The sequence below is a fragment of the Thermosynechococcus sp. HN-54 genome, assembly GCF_023650955.1.
In the GTDB taxonomy this organism is placed as follows: domain Bacteria; phylum Cyanobacteriota; class Cyanobacteriia; order Thermosynechococcales; family Thermosynechococcaceae; genus Thermosynechococcus.
This window is the reverse complement of sequence record NZ_CP098039.1, coordinates 2,012,749-2,035,659: the sequence shown is the minus strand read 5'-3', so window position 1 is coordinate 2,035,659 and position 22,911 is coordinate 2,012,749. Positions and strand designations below refer to the sequence as shown.

23 protein-coding genes are annotated in these 22,911 nt (G+C 48.9%); 12 read left to right on the top strand and 11 right to left on the bottom strand.

The window, feature by feature from the left end; translation table 11 throughout:
• Positions 1–71: 71 nt before the first annotated feature.
• Complete coding sequence (pseF, locus tag NBE99_RS09815) at positions 72–779, bottom strand: pseudaminic acid cytidylyltransferase (protein ID WP_250681903.1); 708 nt, start codon at positions 777–779, stop codon at positions 72–74.
• 113 nt (positions 780–892) lie between these two features.
• On the opposite strand from pseF, the gene NBE99_RS09810 reads away from it, so the two are divergent.
• A complete protein-coding gene (locus NBE99_RS09810) occupies positions 893–1,852 on the top strand; it encodes a histone deacetylase (protein WP_250681902.1) in 960 nt (319 codons plus the stop codon).
• On the opposite strand, the gene NBE99_RS09805 is transcribed toward NBE99_RS09810, so the two are convergent.
• The 6 genes from NBE99_RS09805 to NBE99_RS09780 all read right to left on the bottom strand — a co-directional run bounded on the left by NBE99_RS09805 (position 1,782) and on the right by NBE99_RS09780 (position 8,093).
• Positions 1,782–3,050, bottom strand: coding sequence for a glycosyltransferase family 4 protein (locus NBE99_RS09805; protein WP_250681901.1), 1,269 nt, complete (start codon positions 3,048–3,050; stop codon positions 1,782–1,784). The two genes, NBE99_RS09810 and NBE99_RS09805, sit on opposite strands and share 71 nt — an antisense overlap.
• Entirely contained in the window at positions 3,047–3,994 is a 948-nt protein-coding gene (locus NBE99_RS09800) for a bifunctional 2-polyprenyl-6-hydroxyphenol methylase/3-demethylubiquinol 3-O-methyltransferase UbiG (RefSeq protein ID WP_250681900.1), read from the bottom strand. Before NBE99_RS09800 ends, NBE99_RS09805 begins: the two co-directional genes overlap by 4 nt.
• A gap of 5 nt (positions 3,995–3,999) precedes the next feature.
• The gene (locus NBE99_RS09795; protein ID WP_250681899.1) at positions 4,000–4,956 is read right to left on the bottom strand and encodes a glycosyltransferase family 2 protein; all 957 of its coding nucleotides are present in this window, start codon (positions 4,954–4,956) and stop codon (positions 4,000–4,002) included.
• An 8-nt stretch (positions 4,957–4,964) separates the two neighbouring features.
• Positions 4,965–5,978, bottom strand: a complete 1,014-nt coding sequence (locus NBE99_RS09790) for a phytanoyl-CoA dioxygenase family protein (protein WP_250681898.1) — start codon at positions 5,976–5,978, stop codon at positions 4,965–4,967.
• A gap of 4 nt (positions 5,979–5,982) precedes the next feature.
• Positions 5,983–6,237 (bottom strand): hypothetical protein, encoded by a 255-nt coding sequence (locus NBE99_RS09785; protein WP_250681897.1) that lies wholly within the window; start codon positions 6,235–6,237, stop codon positions 5,983–5,985.
• A gap of 425 nt (positions 6,238–6,662) precedes the next feature.
• On the bottom strand, positions 6,663–8,093 hold the full coding sequence (locus NBE99_RS09780; RefSeq protein ID WP_250681896.1) for a hypothetical protein: 1,431 nt from the start codon (positions 8,091–8,093) through the stop codon (positions 6,663–6,665).
• A 308-nt stretch (positions 8,094–8,401) separates the two neighbouring features.
• Between NBE99_RS09780 and pseB the strand changes: the two genes are divergently transcribed.
• From pseB to NBE99_RS13475, 4 genes are all read left to right on the top strand, one after another.
• Entirely contained in the window at positions 8,402–9,430 is a 1,029-nt protein-coding gene (pseB, locus tag NBE99_RS09775; RefSeq protein ID WP_250681895.1) for a UDP-N-acetylglucosamine 4,6-dehydratase (inverting), read from the top strand.
• Positions 9,431–10,594: a UDP-4-amino-4,6-dideoxy-N-acetyl-beta-L-altrosamine transaminase gene (gene pseC, locus NBE99_RS09770; protein WP_250681894.1), complete on the top strand. Its 1,164-nt coding sequence runs from the start codon at positions 9,431–9,433 to the stop codon at positions 10,592–10,594.
• A 210-nt stretch (positions 10,595–10,804) separates the two neighbouring features.
• Positions 10,805–11,089, top strand: coding sequence for a hypothetical protein (locus NBE99_RS13480; protein WP_399371071.1), 285 nt, complete (start codon positions 10,805–10,807; stop codon positions 11,087–11,089).
• Positions 11,053–11,475 carry a PD-(D/E)XK nuclease family protein gene (locus NBE99_RS13475; protein ID WP_399371069.1) on the top strand — a complete coding sequence of 141 codons (423 nt, stop codon included), beginning with the start codon at positions 11,053–11,055 and terminating at the stop codon, positions 11,473–11,475. Before NBE99_RS13480 ends, NBE99_RS13475 begins: the two co-directional genes overlap by 37 nt.
• 13 nt (positions 11,476–11,488) lie before the next feature.
• Here the strand turns inward: NBE99_RS13475 and yidD are convergent, their stop codons facing one another.
• Together yidD and cobM are read right to left on the bottom strand one after the other, a co-directional pair.
• On the bottom strand, positions 11,489–11,749 hold the full coding sequence (yidD, locus tag NBE99_RS09760; protein ID WP_250681892.1) for a membrane protein insertion efficiency factor YidD: 261 nt from the start codon (positions 11,747–11,749) through the stop codon (positions 11,489–11,491).
• A 37-nt stretch (positions 11,750–11,786) separates the two neighbouring features.
• A complete protein-coding gene (cobM, locus tag NBE99_RS09755; RefSeq protein WP_250681891.1) occupies positions 11,787–12,572 on the bottom strand; it encodes a precorrin-4 C(11)-methyltransferase in 786 nt (261 codons plus the stop codon).
• 103 nt (positions 12,573–12,675) lie between these two features.
• On the opposite strand from cobM, the gene NBE99_RS09750 reads away from it, so the two are divergent.
• Both NBE99_RS09750 and NBE99_RS09745 read left to right on the top strand, forming a co-directional pair.
• The gene (locus NBE99_RS09750; protein ID WP_250681890.1) at positions 12,676–13,275 is read left to right on the top strand and encodes a DJ-1/PfpI family protein; all 600 of its coding nucleotides are present in this window, start codon (positions 12,676–12,678) and stop codon (positions 13,273–13,275) included.
• Positions 13,276–13,287: 12 nt separating this feature from the next.
• A complete protein-coding gene (locus tag NBE99_RS09745) occupies positions 13,288–13,866 on the top strand; it encodes a hypothetical protein (RefSeq protein ID WP_250681889.1) in 579 nt (192 codons plus the stop codon).
• A gap of 26 nt (positions 13,867–13,892) precedes the next feature.
• On the opposite strand, the gene NBE99_RS09740 is transcribed toward NBE99_RS09745, so the two are convergent.
• Entirely contained in the window at positions 13,893–15,476 is a 1,584-nt protein-coding gene (locus NBE99_RS09740) for a hypothetical protein (RefSeq protein WP_250681888.1), read from the bottom strand.
• A 417-nt stretch (positions 15,477–15,893) separates the two neighbouring features.
• Between NBE99_RS09740 and NBE99_RS09735 the strand changes: the two genes are divergently transcribed.
• Positions 15,894–17,720: an ABC transporter ATP-binding protein gene (locus tag NBE99_RS09735; protein WP_250681887.1), complete on the top strand. Its 1,827-nt coding sequence runs from the start codon at positions 15,894–15,896 to the stop codon at positions 17,718–17,720.
• Here NBE99_RS09735 and NBE99_RS09730 read toward each other — a convergent pair.
• The gene (locus tag NBE99_RS09730) at positions 17,692–18,852 is read right to left on the bottom strand and encodes an MFS transporter (RefSeq protein ID WP_315897332.1); all 1,161 of its coding nucleotides are present in this window, start codon (positions 18,850–18,852) and stop codon (positions 17,692–17,694) included. The genes NBE99_RS09735 and NBE99_RS09730 overlap by 29 nt on opposite strands.
• Positions 18,853–18,921: 69 nt before the next feature.
• Between NBE99_RS09730 and NBE99_RS09725 the strand changes: the two genes are divergently transcribed.
• From NBE99_RS09725 to NBE99_RS09710, 4 genes are all read left to right on the top strand, one after another.
• Entirely contained in the window at positions 18,922–19,905 is a 984-nt protein-coding gene (locus NBE99_RS09725) for an AEC family transporter (protein WP_250681885.1), read from the top strand.
• Between the two features lie 83 nt (positions 19,906–19,988).
• Entirely contained in the window at positions 19,989–21,347 is a 1,359-nt protein-coding gene (locus NBE99_RS09720) for a type IV pilus twitching motility protein PilT (protein ID WP_250681884.1), read from the top strand.
• A 4-nt stretch (positions 21,348–21,351) separates the two neighbouring features.
• Positions 21,352–22,080, top strand: coding sequence for a circadian clock KaiB family protein (locus NBE99_RS09715; RefSeq protein ID WP_250681883.1), 729 nt, complete (start codon positions 21,352–21,354; stop codon positions 22,078–22,080).
• Between the two features lie 4 nt (positions 22,081–22,084).
• A complete protein-coding gene (locus tag NBE99_RS09710; protein ID WP_250681882.1) occupies positions 22,085–22,909 on the top strand; it encodes an FAD-binding domain-containing protein in 825 nt (274 codons plus the stop codon).
• The last annotated feature ends 2 nt before the right edge of the window (positions 22,910–22,911 follow it).

The window sequence follows — 22,911 nt, the reverse complement described above, 5'->3', positions numbered from 1 at the left end:
CTTTCCCCAACAATAGTATTAGTTCTATTTTTCAAATAGCCTAGATTAAGAAGAGCCCCAGTACAAAATGATTAGCATGAATCCTGCACCACTTGAGTAGAGTACAGTACTTTATACAGGACTTCGGCACGCTGCCAATCCTCCAAAGTGTCAACATCTACAACCCGCAACTGGGGAATGACAAGACCAATACCGTGCTGATGAATACTAATGTCTGCAAGCCACGCTTCAGTTTTGCCCCAATAAAATTGACCTGCGTCATAGTAAGCAGGTTCTAAATCCTGAGTACGTTCTTGCTCATACTCTGGATAAAAAGGCTCCATCTGACCAGATGGATGTCGTCGTAAAGCTCGTTGTATGGAAGAAGGAAAGCTCGTCACGGGAAAAACATAAGGAGCATTAGAACTAAGCAGCATGTTCAAGGCAGCTTTGAGATCATCAGCCTGTAGCAGCGGAACAGCAGGGTAAATGCAGCACACTAGCTCAGGATGACAGCCCTGCTCTTTCAATACTTGAATACCATGGGCAATGACTTGTGTGGTGCCCGTATAGTCGTCAGCTAGGGAAGCTGGCCGCACAAAGGGAACTTCTGCACCCCATTGAGAAGCAATGGTAGCAATCTCTGGGTCTTCAGTAGAAACAATGATGCGATCAAATAAACCAGAGTCTTGAGCGATCGCGATCGCGTAAGCAATCATCGGCTTTCCACAGAAGTTGCGGATGTTTTTGCGGGGAATTCGTTTGCTACCCCCTCGCGCTGGAATAATCGCGATTTTCATTATGCTAGGGTTGCAGTATAGTTCATCAGTAGTTTACTGGTTCTCTTTATGAGTGATCCTGCGCTCTACGATACCAATTTTTATGCGTGGACGCAATGCCTGACCGAGTGCCTATGTTTTCCCCTGTCTTTATCTATAGCGATCGCTTCCTCGAACACCGCTGCTGCCAGTTTCACTTTGAGCGACCCGAACGGTTAGTCGCCATCCATCAGCACTTACAGGCAGCATTTCCAGCGGCAGAATGGCGTGAACCCACCCCTGTTGGAGAAGGATTAACTCCGTGGTTGGAAAAGGTACATAGTCGAGTGTATTTAGAGCAATTAACGCGGATTGCGGCAGAGGGGGGCGGCTGGTTGGATCCCGATACCTACCTCAATGAGGTGAGCGATCGCGTGGCACGATTAGCCGTACAGGCTTGGCTCGATGGTGTGGATTTGGCAGTGCAACGGCAGCAACCCATTTTTATTTTATCGCGCCCCCCCGGCCACCATGCGTTACGGGAACGGGGAATGGGCTTTTGTCTCTTGGCCAATGGGGCGATCGCGGGCCATTATGCCCTCAGTCTGCCACGGATCACACGAGTCGCCATTCTCGATTGGGATGTCCACCACGGCAATGGTACCCAAGCACTGGTTCAAGCGCATCCTCAGATTGCCTATTGTTCGCTCCATGAGTGTCCTGCCTATCCCTATACGGGCGATGGGGGCGATCGCGGGTACTATAACAACGTCCTCAATCTGCCTATGCCCAGCGGCTCAACTGGAGCAACTTACCGAGCGGCTTTCCAAGATCACGTTATTCCCTTCTTGCAGCAGTTTAAACCAGATTTGCTCATCATTAGTGCTGGCTACGATGCCCACCGCCAGGATCCCCTTTCCAGCATTGAGCTAGAAGAGGCTGATTATGGCTGGATGATGCACCAGTGCTTGCAGATCACTCCCCGTATTGTTGTGGGTTTGGAGGGGGGATATAACCTTGATGCCTTGGGGCGATCAGTGGTTGCTACCGTACGGGCGACTGTTGTTGACGATGCTGCTCCAGAACTTCCTCATAAACCGCAAGGTATTGTTTAGCCACCACAGGATAGGCAAATTTCCCCACTGCGTCCACACGGGCTTGAACACATAATTCAGCATGACGCTGTGGATCCTCTAAAACCCACTGAATTCCATGGGCCAAATCTTGCGGATCAAATGGCTGAGCAAGATAGCCGCTATGTTTGTGAGTCACAATATCTGGCAGACCACCAACGTTAAATGCCACAACAGGTGTGCCGCAAGCAATTGCTTCAATGGCCGTGTTGGGCAAATTATCTTGCCGTGAGGGGACAATCATAACATCGGCTGCGCTATAAAACTTGCAAAGATAATTTTCATCGGTAATGTGCCCTGTGTATTTCACTGGAAATACTAAATGTTGTTTCTTGCGAGGCTGAGCTTTCCCAAAAACAACGAGTTGCAAGGGTTGGCCTTTCCCTTTCAAGTAGCCTAACGCTTCCTTTAGTAAATCAAATCCTTTACGCGGGTCTTTACCACCTCCCATCGCTCCAAAAAGAACGACAGATGTATCTAAAGGCAAGCCTAACTCTTGACGCACCTGATCTTTATCATAGGGATGCCATTGTTCAATGTTAATTGGGTTGGGAATGACGCTGACAGGCCAGCTCCTCATCAGAGCACTTTGCTCGACACATTCGCCAAGCCAGCGACTCGGTGCAACAATATGTATAGGCTTTTGCCAATGTTTTCGCTTACGCTCCCAAGTCCAGCGATTGAAATCAAATCCCTTTTCATAGGCAGGTCGATTATGGGCATAGTAGCCATCTTTCCAGCGCAAATCTTCCGTGTAGTGTTCGGCACCACAGAATGCCCACATATCATGCAGTGTCCAAACGATTGGCTGCCTTAACTTAGAAACTTCCTCAATACTCAATAGGTTCGCTGCAATCCAGTGGAGATGGATAAGATCAGGTAGCAATAACTCCAAAAATGTCGCTGAGTAGTAAGAAAATAGGTTGGGGCTGTGAAGGATTTTATTCTCAGTTCTAAAGTTAGATAGTTTAATGAAGACTTTAGATAACTTGTTGAATAGAGTGTACTTGATTGAAGTAAATATACTCTTTTGGGATAGAATGTAACTCTCATTCAGTCGAGAGCAAATAGCAACTATAGATGCATCACAGCCCATATCTCGGAGAGACTGACAAATCCTTAAAGCCGCTTTTGCTGCTCCTCCGTGGTCTGCATAGGTATTTAGGTGGGCAGCTTTCATGGTGCTTTTTTAGTGAGTACGGCTAACAAAGTGTGCCCAGGCAGCAGTCTTCGCGTACCTAGTTTCAGGAGAAGGTTAATTGGACTTAAGGTTACGTAGTTTGCAATCAAGCGACATGCTAGACTTGGCACTCTAAGTTTAGTTTTGAGTAAAGCTCTAAAATAGCCAATAACAAACCATTCTACATGATAGCTTTGCAGCGGTTCTTCTACTAAGTCAATAACTTCCAGCGGTAAAGCTTTAGGTAAGTAGCAAAAGACTCTTTTAGACCAGTGGGACATATGATGAGGGGGCTGATCAAGAAGATTTTCGTAGTATGGATCAAGCTTACGTAGAACTTCGGCATTGGGTACAGATAGAATTAGCTTTCCGCCCGGCTTTAGGGTATCAATTAGCTTGCTTAAGAATAAAATAGGTTCAGGAATATGTTCAACCACTTGAAAAGAACAAATAGCATCGTACTTTTGATGTGGATATTGGTTTAGGAAATCATCGATTGAAAGTGGATAAATTGAAAAACCTAAATCTCGAGCATTTTTAATTGCCTCAGGATTAATCTCTATACCTTCAATATCGATACCTTTTTGTCTTGCTAGTTGGAGAAAACTTCCTCCACCAATACCCACTTCAAGAACTTTTTCTGATGGTTGAATATAGTCTAAAGCAGCATGAAATTCCCATTTATCAGACATGTAGTACCATGGAAATTTTTGTAATTGCTGGTAAAGGAGGCCATCACCAGCAGCTTCAGCAGGAGTATACCATTCAAAATTAGTCTCTAGGCATTTCCAATGATAGATTGTTTCAATTTTAGTAAGCTGATCAGACACGTTAATACCAAATACTTTACTCCATTCCTCGCAGACTTTCTTGGCAGATAATTTTCTAAGATTTACTGTATTTGATTTACTTGTTAAAGGTGACTTAGGAACTGATAGATTCATAAAGCTTAGACTTTCCCCAGACGTTTAATCAGATTTTGAAATTTTTTAATAACCCTCTCAAGTAGCTTAAATAAAGCATTAAGAAAACGCATGTACTTACTACCGCAATACCCATTAAAGGTATAGCGATCAGCATCAACATCAACAATAACCTCTTTTGGATGTCTAATCTCACCTAGCGGAAAAACTGGTAAGTTAGCATGGAGATCATTTACTGCCGTTGTGTGGGTAGCATCTGCACCAAAGCCAATATTACTTACAAGATTGACATTTGGTATCGCTGTTAGCCCACCATAATACCAGACAGTGGCCGTCCATTGATAATCCCAAGTGTTAATCTTCCCGAGATAAACCTGATCGAAAACTTTCTTCCAGTACTTTCGTTCAACAGAATTAGGTACTTTTTTACGCCAATCTGTTGATCTCTTCCAATCCGGCCAGAAGGATATATCGACTTCGTACTTTTCCCAAGCACGCCGCCATGAAGCCCACCCCCAACAGTGGTTATACTTAGAAAAATAATACGAGCTATCTCCTCGAACTTGTCCATCTTGGAAGTTGTTTCCTGTGATAACCCAGACACGGCTATCATCAGCGTAGTAGTTTAATAACTCCTCACAGAACTTAAAGAAATCAGGATGAGGCAAGCAATCATCTTCTAGGATAATCCCCTGCTCCTCATGCTCAAAAAACCAAGAGATGGCGCTACTAACAGCTACCTTGCATCCTAAATTCTTCTCTCTGAAAAGAGTTTTGACCTCACAAGGCCAATCTACTTGGGTTGCGATTCTTCTGACTTCGGCAACCTTTTCTGCTTCTCCTTCTTGATTTTCCCTAGGGCCGTCAGCGGCTACATATAGCCTTGGTGGTCGAGCTTGGCGAATAGCCTCAAACACTCGCTGGGTCGTGTGAGGTCGATTAAAGATGAGAAAAAGAACTCCTTTACTTAGCTCATATTCCATAATTAGTGCTATCTTAAGTATTTTGATCTTGTCTTGAAGAATGGTTCATAATGTATTAAATTACCTTGATAATAGTTATAGAACTGGGGCAAGATTTTGCTTTCATCAACACCTTTACAACTCTGTCCAAATTTACTTAAGGAAAATTGAATTTGCAACAATAGACGAGATCCTTTTTCTAAGGGTTTTCCTTTGTGAAAGCCAATTGTATCAGCAACTATAATTGTTCCTTGTGCTCCGCAAATTTCTACTATTTTATCTTCAGAATAGTATTTGCGTATCAAGTCATCAGTAAATCTTTCATCTCTGAAAAGTTCTCTTGGCTTGTGAATATGGGAACCTTTGACATAGCAGTGTGGGCCATTCACTGGACTAAAATCAGTTAAATAAAAGAAAAACTTCAGAAACTTAAATCTATCATAATCAAAGTGAAATAGCTGTGCTTCTTCTGATAGACATGAGTTATCAGATGGAACAGACCACCACATAGTAACTAAGTCTAATACAGGAGGTGCTTCCAAGTACAAGTAAGCTAAGTTCAAGAGATCATTATCAAAAATGATAGATTGTATATCTTCTGACTCAAATATAGTATCAACCGAGTAAAATATCCTAGCTTTTTTACCAAGATGATGATTATCTCTTAAAAGTTTTCTGTCATTTTCAGAGAGAGTATTAAGTGAAAAATGATAGATTTTTTCAATCTTAGAAAGTTCTATTGTTTTTTCTAATACGGAAAATTCGTCTCTTCGTAACTCATCTAAAATTTTAGTAAGCTTAATCTCTATATTATGATTAATTTTAGGTAAAGATTTATTTACATTGGAGTAACGAAAATAAATTTTATAAATTTTTGCCAGTATTTGTGTAAGCCATCCATTTGTTTTAACGTATAAATTTCTCATCAATAAGTAACCTCTTTGAGGTGTTTGACCATAGTTTAAGAAGTAAATGAAAAAAATTCCTAAAACAAGGAAGTCAATTGGTAATTTAAGTAAGTATATCTTTGAAAATAATCTCATTCAATTAATCCTTACTTATCGAGAAAATTGTTGCCACAGTTGAATTAGGATACAAACCGTTTTGTTGCAAAATTTCAACCTTATCTCTTAATGTGGCATTATTACAGAAGTAAATATGTGAAATTACATCCCCAAAGAGTTCATAGATTTGTTCAGCACTATTTAATCTTACAAAGCTACCATCTTTTGGTTCTATTGAATATCCGAATTTCTTCTCAGCTTCTATGGGCGACATAAAGGAATTATCTTCATAGGGCATAGAGTGCATATCTCCAAGATCAACTAGAGGTGAGTAGCTTATTAAGTCTAGACCTTTAACATTTTTGAAACCCCAACTGAATAATCGAAGCTAGTCATTTTCAGCTCTTGGATCAATTACTAGAATTGAAGACTCAGGAAACACTGTTTCTATACCCAATAATGGTAAAATCAGTTTGTTCGTTCGAAGCATTAAAAAGTCTGGTTTATGATTTTTAACTGCCTTCATGTTGTCAAACATAGTCAACTCAAATGCATCATTTGATTCCAATGATTTAATTCCACAGTTTAAAGTATAGTATCTTAAACGAATAGAGCCTACAAGAAGTCTAATAGGGTCAATTCTTAGAAATTGACATAATGGGTTACTGATTTTCGACTTAAGCTTTTTCAGAAAAGATTTGATTTTTGATTTCTCCTTGAGAGTTAAGTTAACTGACTTAAGTTTAGTTTCAATTCATGTAATCTTGAAAAGATTTGGTTTTCATAAAGTAAATATTTATCCACAAATTTACCATGAAATAAGCTGTAAGGCTTGTAATATGAGAATAATTCTCCGTATGTCATATAATAGTATCCAAAAGGCATTACATTTTTACTATTTTTAGGATTAAGAAATTTTAGAGATAGATAACCACTTAGCTCTTCTAGAGATGATGGCTCGTAAACACAATCAAGTTCTCTATAGGTAGCATCACCAATAACAATTACTGGTTTACCTAGATATGCAGCCTCTACTCCTATTGTTGAGCCATAAACAATAATTAAATCACTGTTTTTAGCTAGTGCATAGGAATCAACAGGAGAGTAGCTAGGGACTACTGATACATTCTTACCACAAAGATTATTCCAAAAATCTCGGAGCCTTTGACTCTTTTGTTCTTTATAAGGGTGAACACGTATAACTAGCTCTACATCATTTAGTTTTGCCACATAATCTATGAGCCAATGAATTGCTTCAATCTGGGACTTAAAGATAGGATGTTCTATTGAGCCTTCAACATAAATAAATTCATCGTCACTAGAACTATAGTACGTCCATCTGTACTTTTTACTTTTTTCAGGCACCATCCCTTTTAACTGATTTTCTGTGAAAGAGACCCAGCCAATTCCTTCACCTTTTATTTTTCTTAAAAAATAAGATTCTGCTATTTCGTCTTTACCTTGAACTTCAGAAAGCTCCCACATTTCCTTTATTGATGTTCTAATAGCCTTGAAGTCATGAGGAGAATTATCTGATAGATAGTATCGCTCTTTTGTTGCACCTCTTTCGTGATATAGCAGAGGTATTGAATATTTTTTACACAAATCAACAATCGGCTTTGAGCAAGCAAATCTTCCATTATATGTTATAATTTTACGAGGACTAAAGCGTTTAATTAGTTTTTCTGTTGTTAGATATGTAGCGATCGCTGACTTAAAATATCGCTGAATTAACTCTTTGTTAATGTAAGGTTCTGGATCTTTCATGTATGAAACATAGGAGCTTGCAACTCCTAGCCCAATGTTAAGATCGTGTATCTTTATTTCTTTTATCGATCGAATATCATTACAGCTATCGATTTGATTCCGTATCTTCTCGAAGAGCAAGTTAGTTAATGATTCATCAGGTATTTCTATCCAGCAATTTTCAATATTATAGCCCTTAAGAACCCCAAAGAGAGCTTTTACACGATTTTGACGACTTCTAGGGATCAAGAATTTAGGCTTTGGAATGTAGTCATCAGGATTATCTACATCAATGAATACAATGCCAACTTCAAGATCATTTTTTTTGAATTTAATAGCAATCTCACCAGAGGTTTCTAGGTGAGGACAATAAGCAAATGTTTCAATCAGTAATATATCGACAGTCATTTTTAATTTGAAGAAGGTGCTAATAAAGGCTGCGTACTGAACAACCAACACGTCAGAGAGTAGTAGTCTCTTGTCTATTTACCTTGCAGACCTAGTTATTAGGCTCAGTCTTACTTTGACTATAATCCTAGATGAAGATCAGCACAACCGCAAGAGGAAAGTCCATTGCTGAAAGGAGTAAGCTCACCGATGGCATAAGGAAAAGCAGAGATCACTGCTCTGATAAAGGCCTCCAGAGTACAATAAGCTCTCTAGTTGCTTGCTGAGAAAAGAAAATAGCTATGGAAATGCTGTAGAGGATCTATAGGATGTCTCAAGGACTAACGAAGGAGAGCGGTGTACTGGTTACGGGGGGTACAGGGTCGTTTGGTCGTGCCTTTGTCAAGGAGGTGTTGCGGCGGTTTCCTGATATTCGGCGTCTGGTCATTTTTAGCCGCGATGAGCTAAAGCAGTTTGAGATGGCTCAAGAGTTTCCCTATGAGAAGTATCCGGGCATCCGCTACTTCATAGGCGATGTCAGGGATCGCGATCGCCTGCGCCGTGCCCTCAATAAAGTGGATACCGTTGTTCATGCGGCTGCCCTCAAGCAAGTGCCTGCGGCGGAATACAACCCCATTGAGTTTATTCGCACCAATGTGATGGGGGCAGAAAATGTCATTCAAACTTGCCTCGATACCGATGTCAAACAGGTGGTTGCCCTCTCGACCGACAAGGCAGCTGCGCCTATCAACCTGTATGGTGCAACAAAGCTCTGTAGTGACAAGCTGTTCATTGCTGCCAATAACTTTGCGGGTCGTGAGCTGCGTTTTAGCGTGGTTCGCTACGGCAACGTCATGGGGTCGCGGGGGTCAGTCATTCCCTTTTTCCTAAAGAAACGCTGTGAGGGCTGCCTACCGATTACGGATCCAGCGATGACGCGGTTTAATATCTCCCTGCAAGAGGGGGTGGAAATGGTCCTATGGGCATTGGAGCACAGTTGGGGGGGGGAAATCCTTGTACCGAAAATTCCCTCCTATCGCATTCTCGATGTTGCAGAGGCGATTTGTCCTGACTGTGAGCGGGCGATCGTGGGTATTCGTCCAGGCGAGAAAATCCACGAAGAGATGATTACCACTTCAGATTCCTACACGACAGTTGATTTAGGTCAGTACTATGCCATTTTGCCTACTCAGGGACGCTTCACGATAGAGGAGTACTGTACCAAAACAGGGGCGACACGGGTCAAACCGGGCTTCAGCTATAATTCTGGCATCAACGATCGCTTCCTAACGGTGGAAGAACTACGCACCCTGATTCGCAAACACGTTGACCCCAACTTTATTCCAGGCAAGGGCTAAATGAGCATCGTTCCCTACGGTCGCCAAGACATTACCGCAGCGGATATTGCTGCTGTTGTTGAGGTATTGCAATCGGACTGGCTCACCCAAGGCCCAAAAATTCCTGAATTTGAAGCAGCCCTAGCGAATTATTGTGGTGCTCAGTATGCCGTGGTTGTCAGTAGTGCCACAGCGGCTCTTCACTTAGCTTGTATCGCTGCGGGGTTAAAGGAGGGCGATCGCCTGTGGACATCGCCGATTACCTTTGTTGCCTCAGCCAATTGTGGCCGCTACTGTGGTGCCACCGTGGACTTTGTTGATATTGACCCCCAGACTTATAACCTGAGTGTCTCTGCCCTCGCAGACAAGCTAGAAATTGCTAAAAAACAAGGCACTCTCCCCAAGGTTGTCATTCCCATTCACCTTGCAGGACAATCCTGTGAGATGGCTGCTCTGGCCAAACTGGCTCAGACCTATGGCTTTACCCTGATTGAAGATGCCTCCCATGCCATTGGTGGTCAGTATCGTGGTCGCCCGATTGGCTGCTGTGAATTCTCAACAATGGCGGTTTTTAGCTTTCATCCCGTCAAAATCATCACCACAGGTGAGGGCGGTGCCATTCTCACCAATGATCCAGACCTCTACCAGCGCCTTGTCCGTTTGCGCAGCCACGGTATTACCCGTAATCCCCAACAAATGGTGAGTGACTCCCATGGCCCTTGGTACTATCAACAACTGGAACTGGGCTTTAACTACCGCATGACCGACCTCCAAGCGGCTCTTGGACTACAGCAACTGCAACGCCTCGATCAGTTTGTCGAACGGCGACGTTTTTTAGCCCAACGCTACGATCAATATCTTGCTGATTTACCCCTCACGCTCCCATTTCAGCATCCCGATACCCGCTCCAGTTGGCATCTGTACATCATTCGCCTAAAGCAAGACCAGATTCAAGCTTCCCATCGAGAGGTCTTTGAAGCCCTTCGTTCCCTTGGGATTGGGGTGAATCTCCACTACATTCCTGTGCATACCCAACCTTACTATCAACAATTGGGCTTTCAATGGGGAGACTTTGCCAACGCCGAAGCCTATTACCGTGAAGCGATGAGCTTACCCCTCTACTATGGACTGACTCTTGAGCAACAGGATCAGGTAATTCAGGCGCTCAAACAGGTCTTGGGTTAAGGCCGCAACGCAAACAGCTCATCCCCTAGAATTGAAGATAGCTCACCTAGAAGCACCTCATGGAGCAGGCAGAGATTATTGCCCTCATTCAACAGGAGTTACCTCGGCTCGTAGCTCAAGATCCCAGCCTGAGGGACTTTGTCCTGCGCACAGTCTCGGAATTATACGTTCCTCGTCGTGAGGCAGACGTTAAGTTCGATCGCATTCTAGATGAACTTCGGCGCGATCGCGAGGAACAAGCTCGTCGTTGGGAAGAGCAAAATCGTAAATGGGAAGAACAAGTCCATCGCTGGGAGCAGCAAGATCGCAAGTGGGAGGAACAAGCTCGTCGTTGGGAAGAGCAAAATCGTAAATGGGAAGAACAAGTCCATCGCTGGGAGCAGCAAGATCGCAAGTGGGAGGAACAAGTCCGCAGATGGGAGGAACAGGATCGCCGCTGGCATGAGCAACTTGCAGAAATTCGGCGTCTGGATAAACGGTTTGAGAGTACGATAGGTGCCCTAGGTGCTCGCTGGGGGATTGCCTCTGAAACAAGTTTTCGGAATGCACTTGCTGGTATCTTGACGGAATCCTTCGGGGTTGAAGTGCTAAACTTGACCCTCTATGACCATGAGGGCGAGGTCTTTGGTCGTCCGGATCAGGTGGAACTAGACTTAATCATCAAAAACGGTCTGACGATCGCCTGTGAAATTAAATCTTCAATTGACAAGGCAGGGATGTATATCTTTGATCGCAAGGTGAATTTTTATGCACGGCACCACCAACGCCAAATTGAACGTAAAATCGTGATCTCGCCAATGGTGGATGATCGAGCACGACCCGTTGCCGAAGCATTGGGAATAGAGATTTATAGCTATGCCGATGCTGTAGAGGGTCTATAGGGTCTCCCAGAAATTAACACGGGGGAGTGGGAGGTAAAGAGTCGCTGTGGAGATCGGGTACAGGGTCATAGCCGCCGGCGGCAAAGGGGTGGCAGCGCAAAATACGGCGAGCCGCTAAATAGGTTCCCTTCACTGCCCCAAATCGAGCGATCGCCTCAACCGCATAGGCAGAACAAGTGGGCGTATAGCGACAGGTGGGCAAAAATAAGGGCGAAATCCAACGCTGATAAGCGCGAATCAAAAAGAGCAGTACTTTGCTTAGCCAGTTGCCCACAGCCTTTGCCTACAACGTATCCCAATTATAGGCAGGATCAATGAGGGCGAAATAGATGGTGGTGTTCTGGACTATAGAGACAGGAACGCAATGAGCCATGGCCTTGATGTTGTACTGCCAGTGCTGGACTGATCAGGTAAAGGGTAGTGCGCGTCAAACGCTGCTGCTGACTGAATGATGCCATTTCAGCCAAGGGAACCAGCCACAACTGCTCATCGGGCCATCCCAAGCGGTAGCCCACAGCAACTGGGGTTTCGGGCGGATAGTGCTGAAGCAAGTCTCGCTGGGCACGGTGGACACAATTCGCACTCAGATAGAGGCAGAGGCTGGCCTTGTGGGCGGCTAGACTGGCCAATTCTTCCGTTGGCGGCACTCGCGTACGGCCACTCGCACGGGTGAGGATAATAGTTTGTACCAATTCGGGTAGGGTGAGTTCGGCATTGAGGCGGGCGGCGGCCAATTGATAGGCACTAATGCCGGGGACAACTTCAACAGCAATGCCTGCCTGGGCTAGGCGGCAGATCTGCTCGTGAATGGCACTGTAGAGGCTAGGATCTCCCGATTGCAACCGCACCACTTTTTTACCCGCTTGGACGGCTGCAACCATCAGCGGAATCATTTCTTCAAGGGTCATTGCCGCTGTGGGAATACAGAGGGCACTCGGCGGCGCAAACTGCAAAATCTCGCTTGGTACAAGGGAATCGGCATAGAGAATCACATCGGCCTCTCGGATCAGCCGCTGTCCCTTGAGGGTCAATAATTCTGGATCACCGGGGCCAGCCCCCACAAAGTAAACCCCGGCAGCAGTCTTGCTTTCTACCATTAGACTCTACCTGACTATCCGCTTTTTACTTTTTAAGCCTAACTTTTGGAGGGGACAAGATTATGTCAGGATCAAAACAGGTCAATGCAAGAGGCAAGAAATCATGAGTGGCAAACGCATTCTCATGCTCGTGGGTGACTATGTTGAAGACTACGAAGTGATGGTGCCTTTTCAAGCTCTACAAATGGTGGGGCATACTGTGCATGCCGTCTGTCCGGATAAAGTCGCTGGGGACATGGTTCGCACGGCAGTTCACGATTTTGAGGGGGATCAAACCTATAGTGAAAAACGGGGGCACAATTTTACGCTCAATGCCACCTTTGCGGAAATTGATCCCAGTACCTATGATGCCTTAGTGGTGCCGGGTGGCCGTGCCCCAGAGTATTTGCGCCTTAACCCACGGGTACTGGAAATCACTAAGCACTTTGGCGAGACCCAAAAACCGATTGCAGCCATTTGTCATGGGCTACAACTGCTGGCAGCAGCGGGCGTCCTTGCGGGTAAAACCTGTACGGCCTATCCTGCCTGTGGTCCTGAGGTGGTCAGTGCCGGGGGGAACTTTACCAGTGTGGCGGTAGATGCAGTGGTGGTGGATGGCAATCTGGTCACGGCGCCTGCTTGGCCTGCCCATCCCCGGTGGTTGGCGGCATTTTTAGAGGTTTTAGGAACAACGATCAGCCACCGACCCTTGGCAGCAGTGTAGAATCACCGTGGCATGGCGATCGCCCTCAGCCAAATTGCCCAATATCTCCAACGGCACCAACTGAACTATCGGTTGAATGCGCCCAACCACCAAATTATTACGGGCGTCAACGGCGATCACCTTGAGCGATTTATCGTCGTCATTGAGTTAGATGAGGGGGGCGAGTTTTTTAAGCTCTATGCCCCCAATCTCTTGCCGGGGATTAAAACCCACCAGTTTCGCGATGCCATTTTGCAAACCCTACTGTGCATTTCGTGGCAGACAAAAATGTTGCAGTGGGAGTATGACCCCAACGCGGGTGAAGTGCGTGCGATGATTGAATTCCCCATTGAGGATAGCACCCTCACCGAACGGCAATTTTTTCGTTGCTTGGGGGCATTGGTGGAAATTGTTGACAATACTGTACCGCGACTGCGACAGTTAGTTGAACAGGAGCCTCCCCCGCTCGATGCAGATTTGGCCATGGGTGAACGCCTATTGCTGACGATTCAAGAAGAAGCACCGGGGCTATTGGATCTGATTGCCCAAGCCCTTGAAGCCCGTCGTCAACGGGGTCAAGTTAGTTTGAACCTAGAGGATTTAGACACCTAGTTAGACATCTAGAGTTCTGGTTAGATTCAAGACAAGGGAGGGGCGGGGGGTGTTGCCCGTGGGTAAAAGCGACCCTGCTTCACTTCAATCAACCCTTGACACTTCTCACAACTAAAGCGCCACAGCTTACCCACCGGCACTTTTAGCCGCTGATGACAATGGGGACACTCGCCACGCCACACCTCCTCATCCCCAAGCATCCACATACTGCCCACCACCATCGGCAGGCCAATAATCGCTCCTAATCCCGTGGCACAAAAGCCTAGACCCATGACCATGCCAGCAAGACCTGCCACTTTTGATTGATGATCGCGGGGGACTTTTTCAATGGTTGGAATGGTGTAAATCTCTGACTCAGAGGCGGCCGTTTCTGGGGGTGCGGTTGGTGGGGGCTGCTGTGTCCTGTCTGGCTTGACCTCGGGAGCAGGCGCGGCCTCTAGCCAAGGATCGCTGAGGGGGGGATAGCTGATGGTTTCTTGAGCTGGAGATTGTTCTTGAGAAATCTGCGGGGCATCCTGAGGGATAGCGGCGGCAGAAGGTGAGGGTTCTGGAGCGACCCATGGGTCATGAACTACTGGTGCGGGTGCAGCGGCTACGGTGTCTGGGGCGATCGCTCCCTCAGGGGAGGATTCAGCTTCAGCAGCCATCTCAGCGGTGATCGCAGTTTGTGGGCTGATTTCCGTTTCTAAGGCTCCTAGGGCGGCAATGTCCTCAGTCGTCGGTTCAGGGAAGTCGTATGCCTCAAGGGTCGGTTGCTCTAGGGTAGCTTCAGAGAGGTCGGGTGCTGGTTCAGGGATCTCAGCAACACTTGCTTGGGCTCCTGGTGGTGCAATGCTCTCTTCTACGGGTGATTCAGCAGTGACCGCGAGAACTGGTAATTCTTCTGAGAACCCATCAAGGGTGTTGGATTCAATGTGTTTTTCTTGGAGGGGAGGCGGTTCAGATGGAGATTCTTCACTGTCAGTATTGGGTTCTGGTGAGGGTGGGTTTGGATCAAAGGCGGCAGCCAAATCGGCGACGCTAATGTCTTCTTCCGCATTGATGTCAGGGTTGACTTCTGCTAGGTCATTCGCGAGACTCTCCTGAGACTCCCCTATTCTATCCTCATCATCTTCACTGACTACCTCGATGGCAGGTGCCGGTTCAGGGGTATCACTAACAACTGGTGGCGATGGCTCTGGCTGAGTGGGAGCTGCCTCAGCCTCCTTAAAGGCGGACATTAAATCCAGCAGGGTGGGTTCAGGGGGGAGTGGCTCAGTTGGTGCCGTTTCGGCGCCCCATGGATCCTCGACCATGTCCTGATGGCGTTGGGTAGGTGGTATGACTTGGAGCTGAAAATGACTTTCCCAGAGGGGAACGCCTAAAACTCGCGACTCAATGGAGACCCGTTGAATCTCTGGTAGGTGCAACTTTTCCAAGGCCGTGCGGATTAGGGTCACTGCTGCCCCTTGATTGAGTAGTTTTTCTGAGTGCAGCGTAATCATTAGCTCCTCAGCCTGACGGATCACAGTGGCCTTCACCCGCTTGGGCAAGAGGACAGCATTCAGCAGCGTAGAAATGGCACGGGGGTCACCCTGCCGCGCACGATCGAGCAAACGGGAGTCACTCATAAGTATTGATGGCCTGAAAGGGAGTGCAGCTAGTTCTAGCCTACTGTGATTTCGAGAGAGTCATGGGGAGCCTCGCGGCGATCGCCCACTGTATTCAATGCCAACAGACAAGCGAATCTACACCCTAACCTTAGAGCTGTCGAGAAGCTTGGAAAAAATCCCTTCGGCATCAAGGACATCCATACCATTTTCTGGAGCGGCGGCTACAGGATCCTTGATTTGTGCGTTACCCTTTCGGCATAACTTACCTTTTCGGGGATTTCAGTGGGGCTATGCGGGGGATTGAATAGCCCGAACTAACTTTAGCTTAGCTGAGGCAAGGCGAAATGACAACTGCCAGAAGCGTGTAGATTGTTACAAACAATTACAGCCCCAGACTAGACTGGGAAAGAGTACCTTCACAACGTTCAGCAGGGCATGACAGCGGCAACACGCTCCACGGATTGGCAACTTTTGCAACGACTGATTCCTTACCTTAAGCCCTATCGTTGGGGACTGGTGGGGAGTAGCTTGCTCTTGATTCCTTTGGCGGCAGCGGCAGCATTACAGCCCATTATTATTGGGCAGGCGATCGCCCTCCTCAAGGGGGAAGAGAGTACCTACCGCTTTTTGAAAACCTTGACCCTGACCCAAGGCATTGATCTACTAAGCATTGCACTCTTGGTTACGGTGGTGTTGCGATTTGGGGTGCAGGCGGTGCAGGGATACTGGATTCAAAAAATTGGCCAAAACATTACCGCCGATATTCGCCACGACTTATTTGACCATGTGCTGCACTTGTCCTCCCGCTTTTTTGACCGCACCCCTGTTGGTAAGCTGATTACCCGCTTAACGAGTGATGTGGACGCCTTGGGGGATGTCTTTGCCACTGGGGCTGTGGGGGTTCTCAGTGATGTGTTTTCAATGCTGGTGGTCATCCTGACGATGTTTTTCATTGACCGCCTGCTGGCAACCCTGCTGCTCGCCTTGGTGCTGCCGATCACCGCCCTGATTATCTATTTTCAACATCGCTATCGGGTAGCTAACTATAAATCGCGGGAGGAGCTATCGCTGCTGAATGCCGATCTTCAGGAAAACATTGTCGGCATTACGGTGGTGCAACTGTTTCGCCGCGAGGCGTTTAATAGCCAATTGTTTCGGCGGCGCAATCAACGCTACGTTAAAGAGGTGGATCAAACCATTTTCTACGATGCCGCAGTATCAGCAACCTTAGAGTGGATTGCCTTTGTGGCGATCGCCGGTGTGCTCTGGCTCGGAGGCGCTTTGGTGGAGCAGCGCACCATTGACTTTGGCACCTTGGCCACGTTTATCCTTTTTTCCCAGCGCGTCTTTGATCCATTGCGGCAGTTAGCCGAGAAATTTACCACGGTGCAAGCGGGCTTAACCGCCATTGAGCGCATCCATGATCTGCTCTCAGAACCGATTGAAATTCAGGATCCCGATCGCACCTTTTTGCGTTTACCCAAGACAGCAAATACAGCCGCTGCCGTTGAGTTTCGCGATGTCTGGTTAGCCTACAAAGACGACGATTATGTGCTTAAGCAACTGTCCTTTCAAATTCGCGCTGGCGAGAAGGTGGCGATTGTTGGCCCCACAGGTGCAGGCAAAAGTTCGATTATTCGCTTGCTCTGTCGCCTCTATGATCCCACGCAGGGCGAAGTGCTCGTTGGCGGTCGCAATGTCCGTGAATTCACCCAAGCAGAACTGCGGCAGCACATTGGCGTGATTTTGCAGGATAGCTTTCTCTTTTCCGGAGATGTGAAAAGCAACATTGCCCTTGGCGACAATTACACCCTTGCCGCAATTCAGCGGGTGGCCGCAGAAATGAACATTGCTGAGTTCATTGAGCAATTGCCCCAAGGCTATGACACCCCCCTGCGACAGCGGGGCACGAATCTATCGGCAGGCCAGCGGCAACTCTTGGCCTTTGCGCGGGTGGCGATTCGCAATCCGGAAATCCTCGTCCTTGATGAGGCAACTGCCAATTTGGATGTGGGCACAGAGGTGATGATTCAGGAGGCCTTGAACCGCCTCTTGGTCAATCGAACCGCCATTATTATTGCCCACCGCCTCGCCACGATCCGCCATGTGGAACGCATTTTTGTGCTCAAGCGGGGACAACTGGTGGAGCAGGGAACCCACAGTGAACTCTTGGCGCGCAACGGGGTATATGCCCATCTCTATCGGTTGCAGGCGCTCGCCGAAGAAGCAGCCCCTAAGCACGATGCCTCGCCCCTTGCCTAATCCACAATAGCAGTGGCAGTCCCAGTAGTTGCAGCACCACCGACACCAGTACCAACAGCCCCAAGGAGCGATCGTAGAGCACGCCCATGAGCAAACTCCCCAAGAACCACGCCAAACCGTAGCCAGTGCTGAAGATGCCATAGGCCGACCCCCGCCGTTCTGGGGGGACGAGGTTAGCGACGATCGCCCGCACAATGGATTCTTGGGCACCCATGCCAATGCCCCACAGCACCATGCCCCAAATCACCGCAGAACTGAGGAAAACCAAGGGAGCGAAGCCCACCGACAGCACAACCGCAAGGATCAAGGCCATGATGCCAATGCGATCCAGTAAGTACCCAAAGAGGAGGGCAGCCACCGCATCAACCCCCATCGCCAAGGCATAGAGCAGTGGAATTTGGCTGGTTTGCAGACTGTCTCCCTGCTGTAAATGAAAAGCAATCAAGGGGAAATCCACATAACCAGCACCCAGAAAGGCCACGGCCAATAGATAAATCCAAAACAGCCTTGGTAGTCTTTTGGTATCCAAATCCTGAACCACTGTTTCAAAGTCCCGTGGCTCTGGGTACCGCCGTTGCGTCACCCCCAAAACGACCAAACCGATCAGGGCGGGAATGGCAAGAACGGCAAAACTCCATTGATAGTGTTGGGTGAGGGCAAAGACGCCGGCCACGATCAGCGGCCCAACAACGGCACCAATCTGATCCATTGCTTCATGGAGACCAAACCCCACTCCACGACCCACTTGATGGGCACCGTAGGAGAGCAAAACATCGCGGGGGGGTGTACGAATGGCTTTGCCCGTGCGCTCAGCAATCATGAATCCCGCTAGGACTTCCCAACGATGGGCCAAGGCCATGAGGGGCACAGCTAGGGTATTGATGGCGTAACCAAGGGTGGTAATGCGCCAATAGGCACGGGTGCGATCGCTCACATAGCCAATCACAAGGCGCAGACCATAGCCAATGAACTCGCCCAAGCCTGCCACGAGGCCGACAACTGTCCCACTGGCACCCAATACCCCTAAATAGACGCCCGTGAGACTGCGCGCCCCTTCATAGGTGGCATCGGCACAGAGGGACACCACCCCCAAGAGCACCACAAACCGCAGGGCGGATCCCTTTTGGAACACCATGAGTCAACTCCTGTATTTAGGAATATCCACAGTATATTTAGTGGAGAATCGTTAAGGGCGATCGCGATGGCGGATGCACTCAGCGCAGCTAGCCCCTTAGTCATTTGGACAAGTCTGGGGTTCATCTGTGGCCGTTGGTTGCCGGCAGTGATTCCCCAATGGTTGGGACGTGGTCTCTATTGGGTCGGGGTGCCCATTCAAATTTTTGCCTTAGTGCGGCAGACCAACTTCGCGGGGTTAATTTGGTTGGCACCGGTGCTGGCCTTTGTGGCGCTGACTGTCGGCTATACCCTTGCCCAAGGCCTCTACCATTGGCAGAAACGTTACTTTCAACCGCAGTGGCTGCAATATACCCCTCCCTTTCTGACGAGTACAGTTCCAGAGGGAGAAAGTCGCCGCTTTCAGGGGAGTTATTTGATTGCCAGCATTCTCGGCAACACCGGTTTTGTCGGCTTGGGGGTCTCAATTCCGCTTCTGAGTGCCACGGCATTGCCTTGGGCGGCATTCTATGCTATCACCCAAAATGCCCTCGGTACCTATGGCCTTGGCTCCTTTCTTGGTCAGTACTACGGCAAAGGCAATGATCAACCTTGGTGGCGCGCCTTAATGGTGATTCCAACGGTGCCGACCCTTTGGGCGTCAATGGCGGGCTTTGCCACCCATGATCTTGGGTTTCCTGCGGTGATTGACCGTTTGTGTGAGACGGATATTCACTTGGTGATTCCCTTTGCCTTTGTCCTTACGGGTATTCGCCTGAGTCGGTTGCCGGGCTGGCAGAGCTTTCGCATGGCCGTGGTGCCCATGTTGGTAAAAACCCTGCTGCTGCCCCTAGCAATGATTGGAATTACCTATGGCTTGGGGCTACGGGGTGATGACTTGCTGGCGATCGCCATTATGGCCGGTACACCTACTGCCTTTGCCGCCTTGATTTTGGCGGAGGAATATGAACTGAACACCGATTTGCCCCCTGCCGTGATTGCCCTGAGTACGCTGAGTTTTGTGGGGGTGTTGCCCCTGTGGGTTTTCCTGTGCCGTCAAGTCTTAACATAATGCTAATGACCCCTATGGTTGGCCAAGAACAGTGGCACACTGAAAATACCTGATCCATTCCTAGCCCTCTCACGAGTCTCCCTATGACCAATCCCCAAAGTCCTCCTCCTCCACCGCCGCGTGTGCCCAATTCACCGCCAATGGCTCCCCCCCGTCCGCCAATGGGGGCGGGTGCTCCGCCGATGCCCCCCCAACCGGGAATGGCGCCGCCCCGGCCTACTGCCCCCCCACCCCAAGGGATGCCTCCCCAACCGGGCATGCCGCCCCGACCCATGCCACCGCAACCGGGGATGCCCCCACGACCGATGCCACCGCAGCCGGGAATGCCCCAACAGGGGGTACCGACCCAACCGATGCCGACACCGGCCGCGCGTATTTCTGGCCCCACGATGGAACAACTGGTGCGCGAGGCTTTTGAGCACGGCTATTCCGATATTCACGTGGGGGTTGGCGAAGCGCCGCGCTTTCGCGATCGCGGGAAATTAGAAATCACCAACTACCCCGTGACTGATGAAGAAACCTTTAACTACTGGCTCAACGAACTGCTGACACCGCAACAAATTGAGCAGTTTCGCACCCATTTGGAATACGATGGCGCCTACCAGTACGAGGGGCTATGCCGTGTGCGGATTAACATCTTTGTCGCCCTCAAAGGCCCCGCCATGGTGCTGCGCTTGATCCCTGTGAAGATTCTCACGCTGGAGCAGTTGAACTTACCGCCGGTCTTCAAGGATCTCTGCCACTATCACAAGGGCTTGATTCTGGTGACAGGACCCACAGGTTCTGGGAAGTCCACTACCCTTGCGGCAATGGTGGACTACATCAACACGGAAATGCAAAAGCACATTATCTCGATTGAAGACCCGATTGAGTTTGTGCACCAAAGCCGCCGTTCTTTGATTCGCCAGCGGGAGGTGGGCATCCACACGCTGAAATTTGACAATGCCCTCAAGGCTTCACTGCGGGAAGACCCCGACATTATTCTGATTGGGGAGATGCGCGATCGCGAGACAGTGAATACAGCCCTAAAAGCAGCGCAAACGGGTCACTTGGTCTTTGGTACGTTGCACACCAACAGTGCCGTGAAAACGATTGAGCGGATCCTCAACCTCTACAACCCCGATGAACAGGGGCCAATGCGGATGCAGGTGGCAGAATCGCTGGTGGCGGTCATTGCCCAAGCCCTTGTGCGCACGACGGATGGCAAGCGGGCGGCGATTCACGAGATCATGATCAACACCGATGCCATCAAGGACTACATTTTGCGGGGTGAAGTGGAGGAAATCGAGGCGATTATTCCGCAGTGTACCTACGACGGCATGTGCACGATGAACCAGTGCCTCTATGAACTCTATGAGGCGGGGCGGATTGACGAAGAAACCGCTATCGAACACTCTCCCAAACCTAACGAAATGGCGCAAATTCTGCGGGGTCGTGTCTAGGGCAATGGTTAACCTCAAGCCTGTCTTATACAAGGGGTTGGCGCTCTTTACACCGGGGGAGGATGTGGTCTTTTGCCGTGACCCCTCCAAGCAGGGACAGTGGCACCGATCGCTCTGTCAAGCCTTGCAACAACTCTTGGATTTGGAGGAGCCACCCCTATTTCTCTCTCCCTGCTACACAGCGGCGGTAGATTATTGGTTTGATGAGGAGCAGCAATGCCTACGGGTGGCGGCGGAGGTCTATCCTTTGGCGTGGCCGCATCGTCCCCTCTTGAATGCTCTGTTTGCCCCGCCTGACCAACCAGTGTTGCCTTGGCAGCTGGTACAGGATCCGCAGCATCCTTGCGATCTGCAAGCCCTAGAGGCCTACCGCAGCAGCTTTCCTCAACTGTGGGAGCATCACCAGCTCGTCTATGATTTGCAGGAGGCGACACCCCTCAGCACTTTTGCACCGCGTCCTTCGGAACCCGATCGCTATGTCTTTCGCCTCTATGTGCGCGGGGAAACCCATGCGGCTGAGGTCGCCCTGAAAAACCTCCATGATTTGCTGAGTCGCTCCCTGAAGGTGCCCTATACCCTCAAGGTGGTGGATGTGACGAAGCAGCCGGAACTGGCAGAGGAGGATCAAGTCCAAGCCACACCAACCTTAGTGCGGGTTTATCCGCAACCCGTGCGCCGCATTGTCGGACACTTAGATAATCGCGATCGCCTGCAACGTTTGCTCACTCCCTAGACCCATGACTCACTCTCCTGAAGACTTGCTTCGTGCGGCGGCTGTGGAGCGAATTCAAGGCATGCGTGACGCCTATGTGCCCTACCTACGTCAAGTGTTTGCAGATGTGGTGGGAGACGACGATGTTGTCAGTGAAACCCGTGGGGGTCAAAGAGCGGCTCAAGAGCGTTTGGAAAAAATCCAGCCCCTACGCTATGGCAAGACTCGCAATTTCTTGGCGGGGGCAGTGACGGGGCTTTCGGCCTATTTGCGCCATGGGGTGATTAGTTTGGCAACGGTGCGCGATCGCGTGTGGCAAGCGGTAGCTCACCCCCATCAAGCGGAGGCTCTCCTCCAACAACTGGCGTGGCGAGACTATTGGCAGCGCCTCTATGCCCGTTGGGGCGATCGCCTGTGGCAGGACATTGAACCCTACAAAACGGGTTGGCAAGCAACAGATTATCAACCGGAATTGCCCCCTGCCCTCCTCGCTGGGGAAACGGGTCTAGCCTGTATGGATGCCTTTAGTTGCGACCTGCAACAAACGGGGTACTTGCACAATCATGCCCGACTCTGGCTGGCAGCTTATGTGGTGCATTGGTGTCGCGTGCGCTGGCAGGCGGGAGCCGCTTGGTTTTTGCAGCACTTGCTCGATGGCGATCCAGCAAGTAATAACCTTTCGTGGCAGTGGGTCGCCAGCACGTTTAGCCACAAACCTTACTTTTTTAACCGTCAGAACCTCGAACGTTATAGCGATAGCAAATACTGTCGCCACTGTTCGATGAGCGATCGCTGTCCCTTTGATGCCCCCTATGAAGAACTGGAAGCCCGCCTTTTTCCCCACAAATAGCG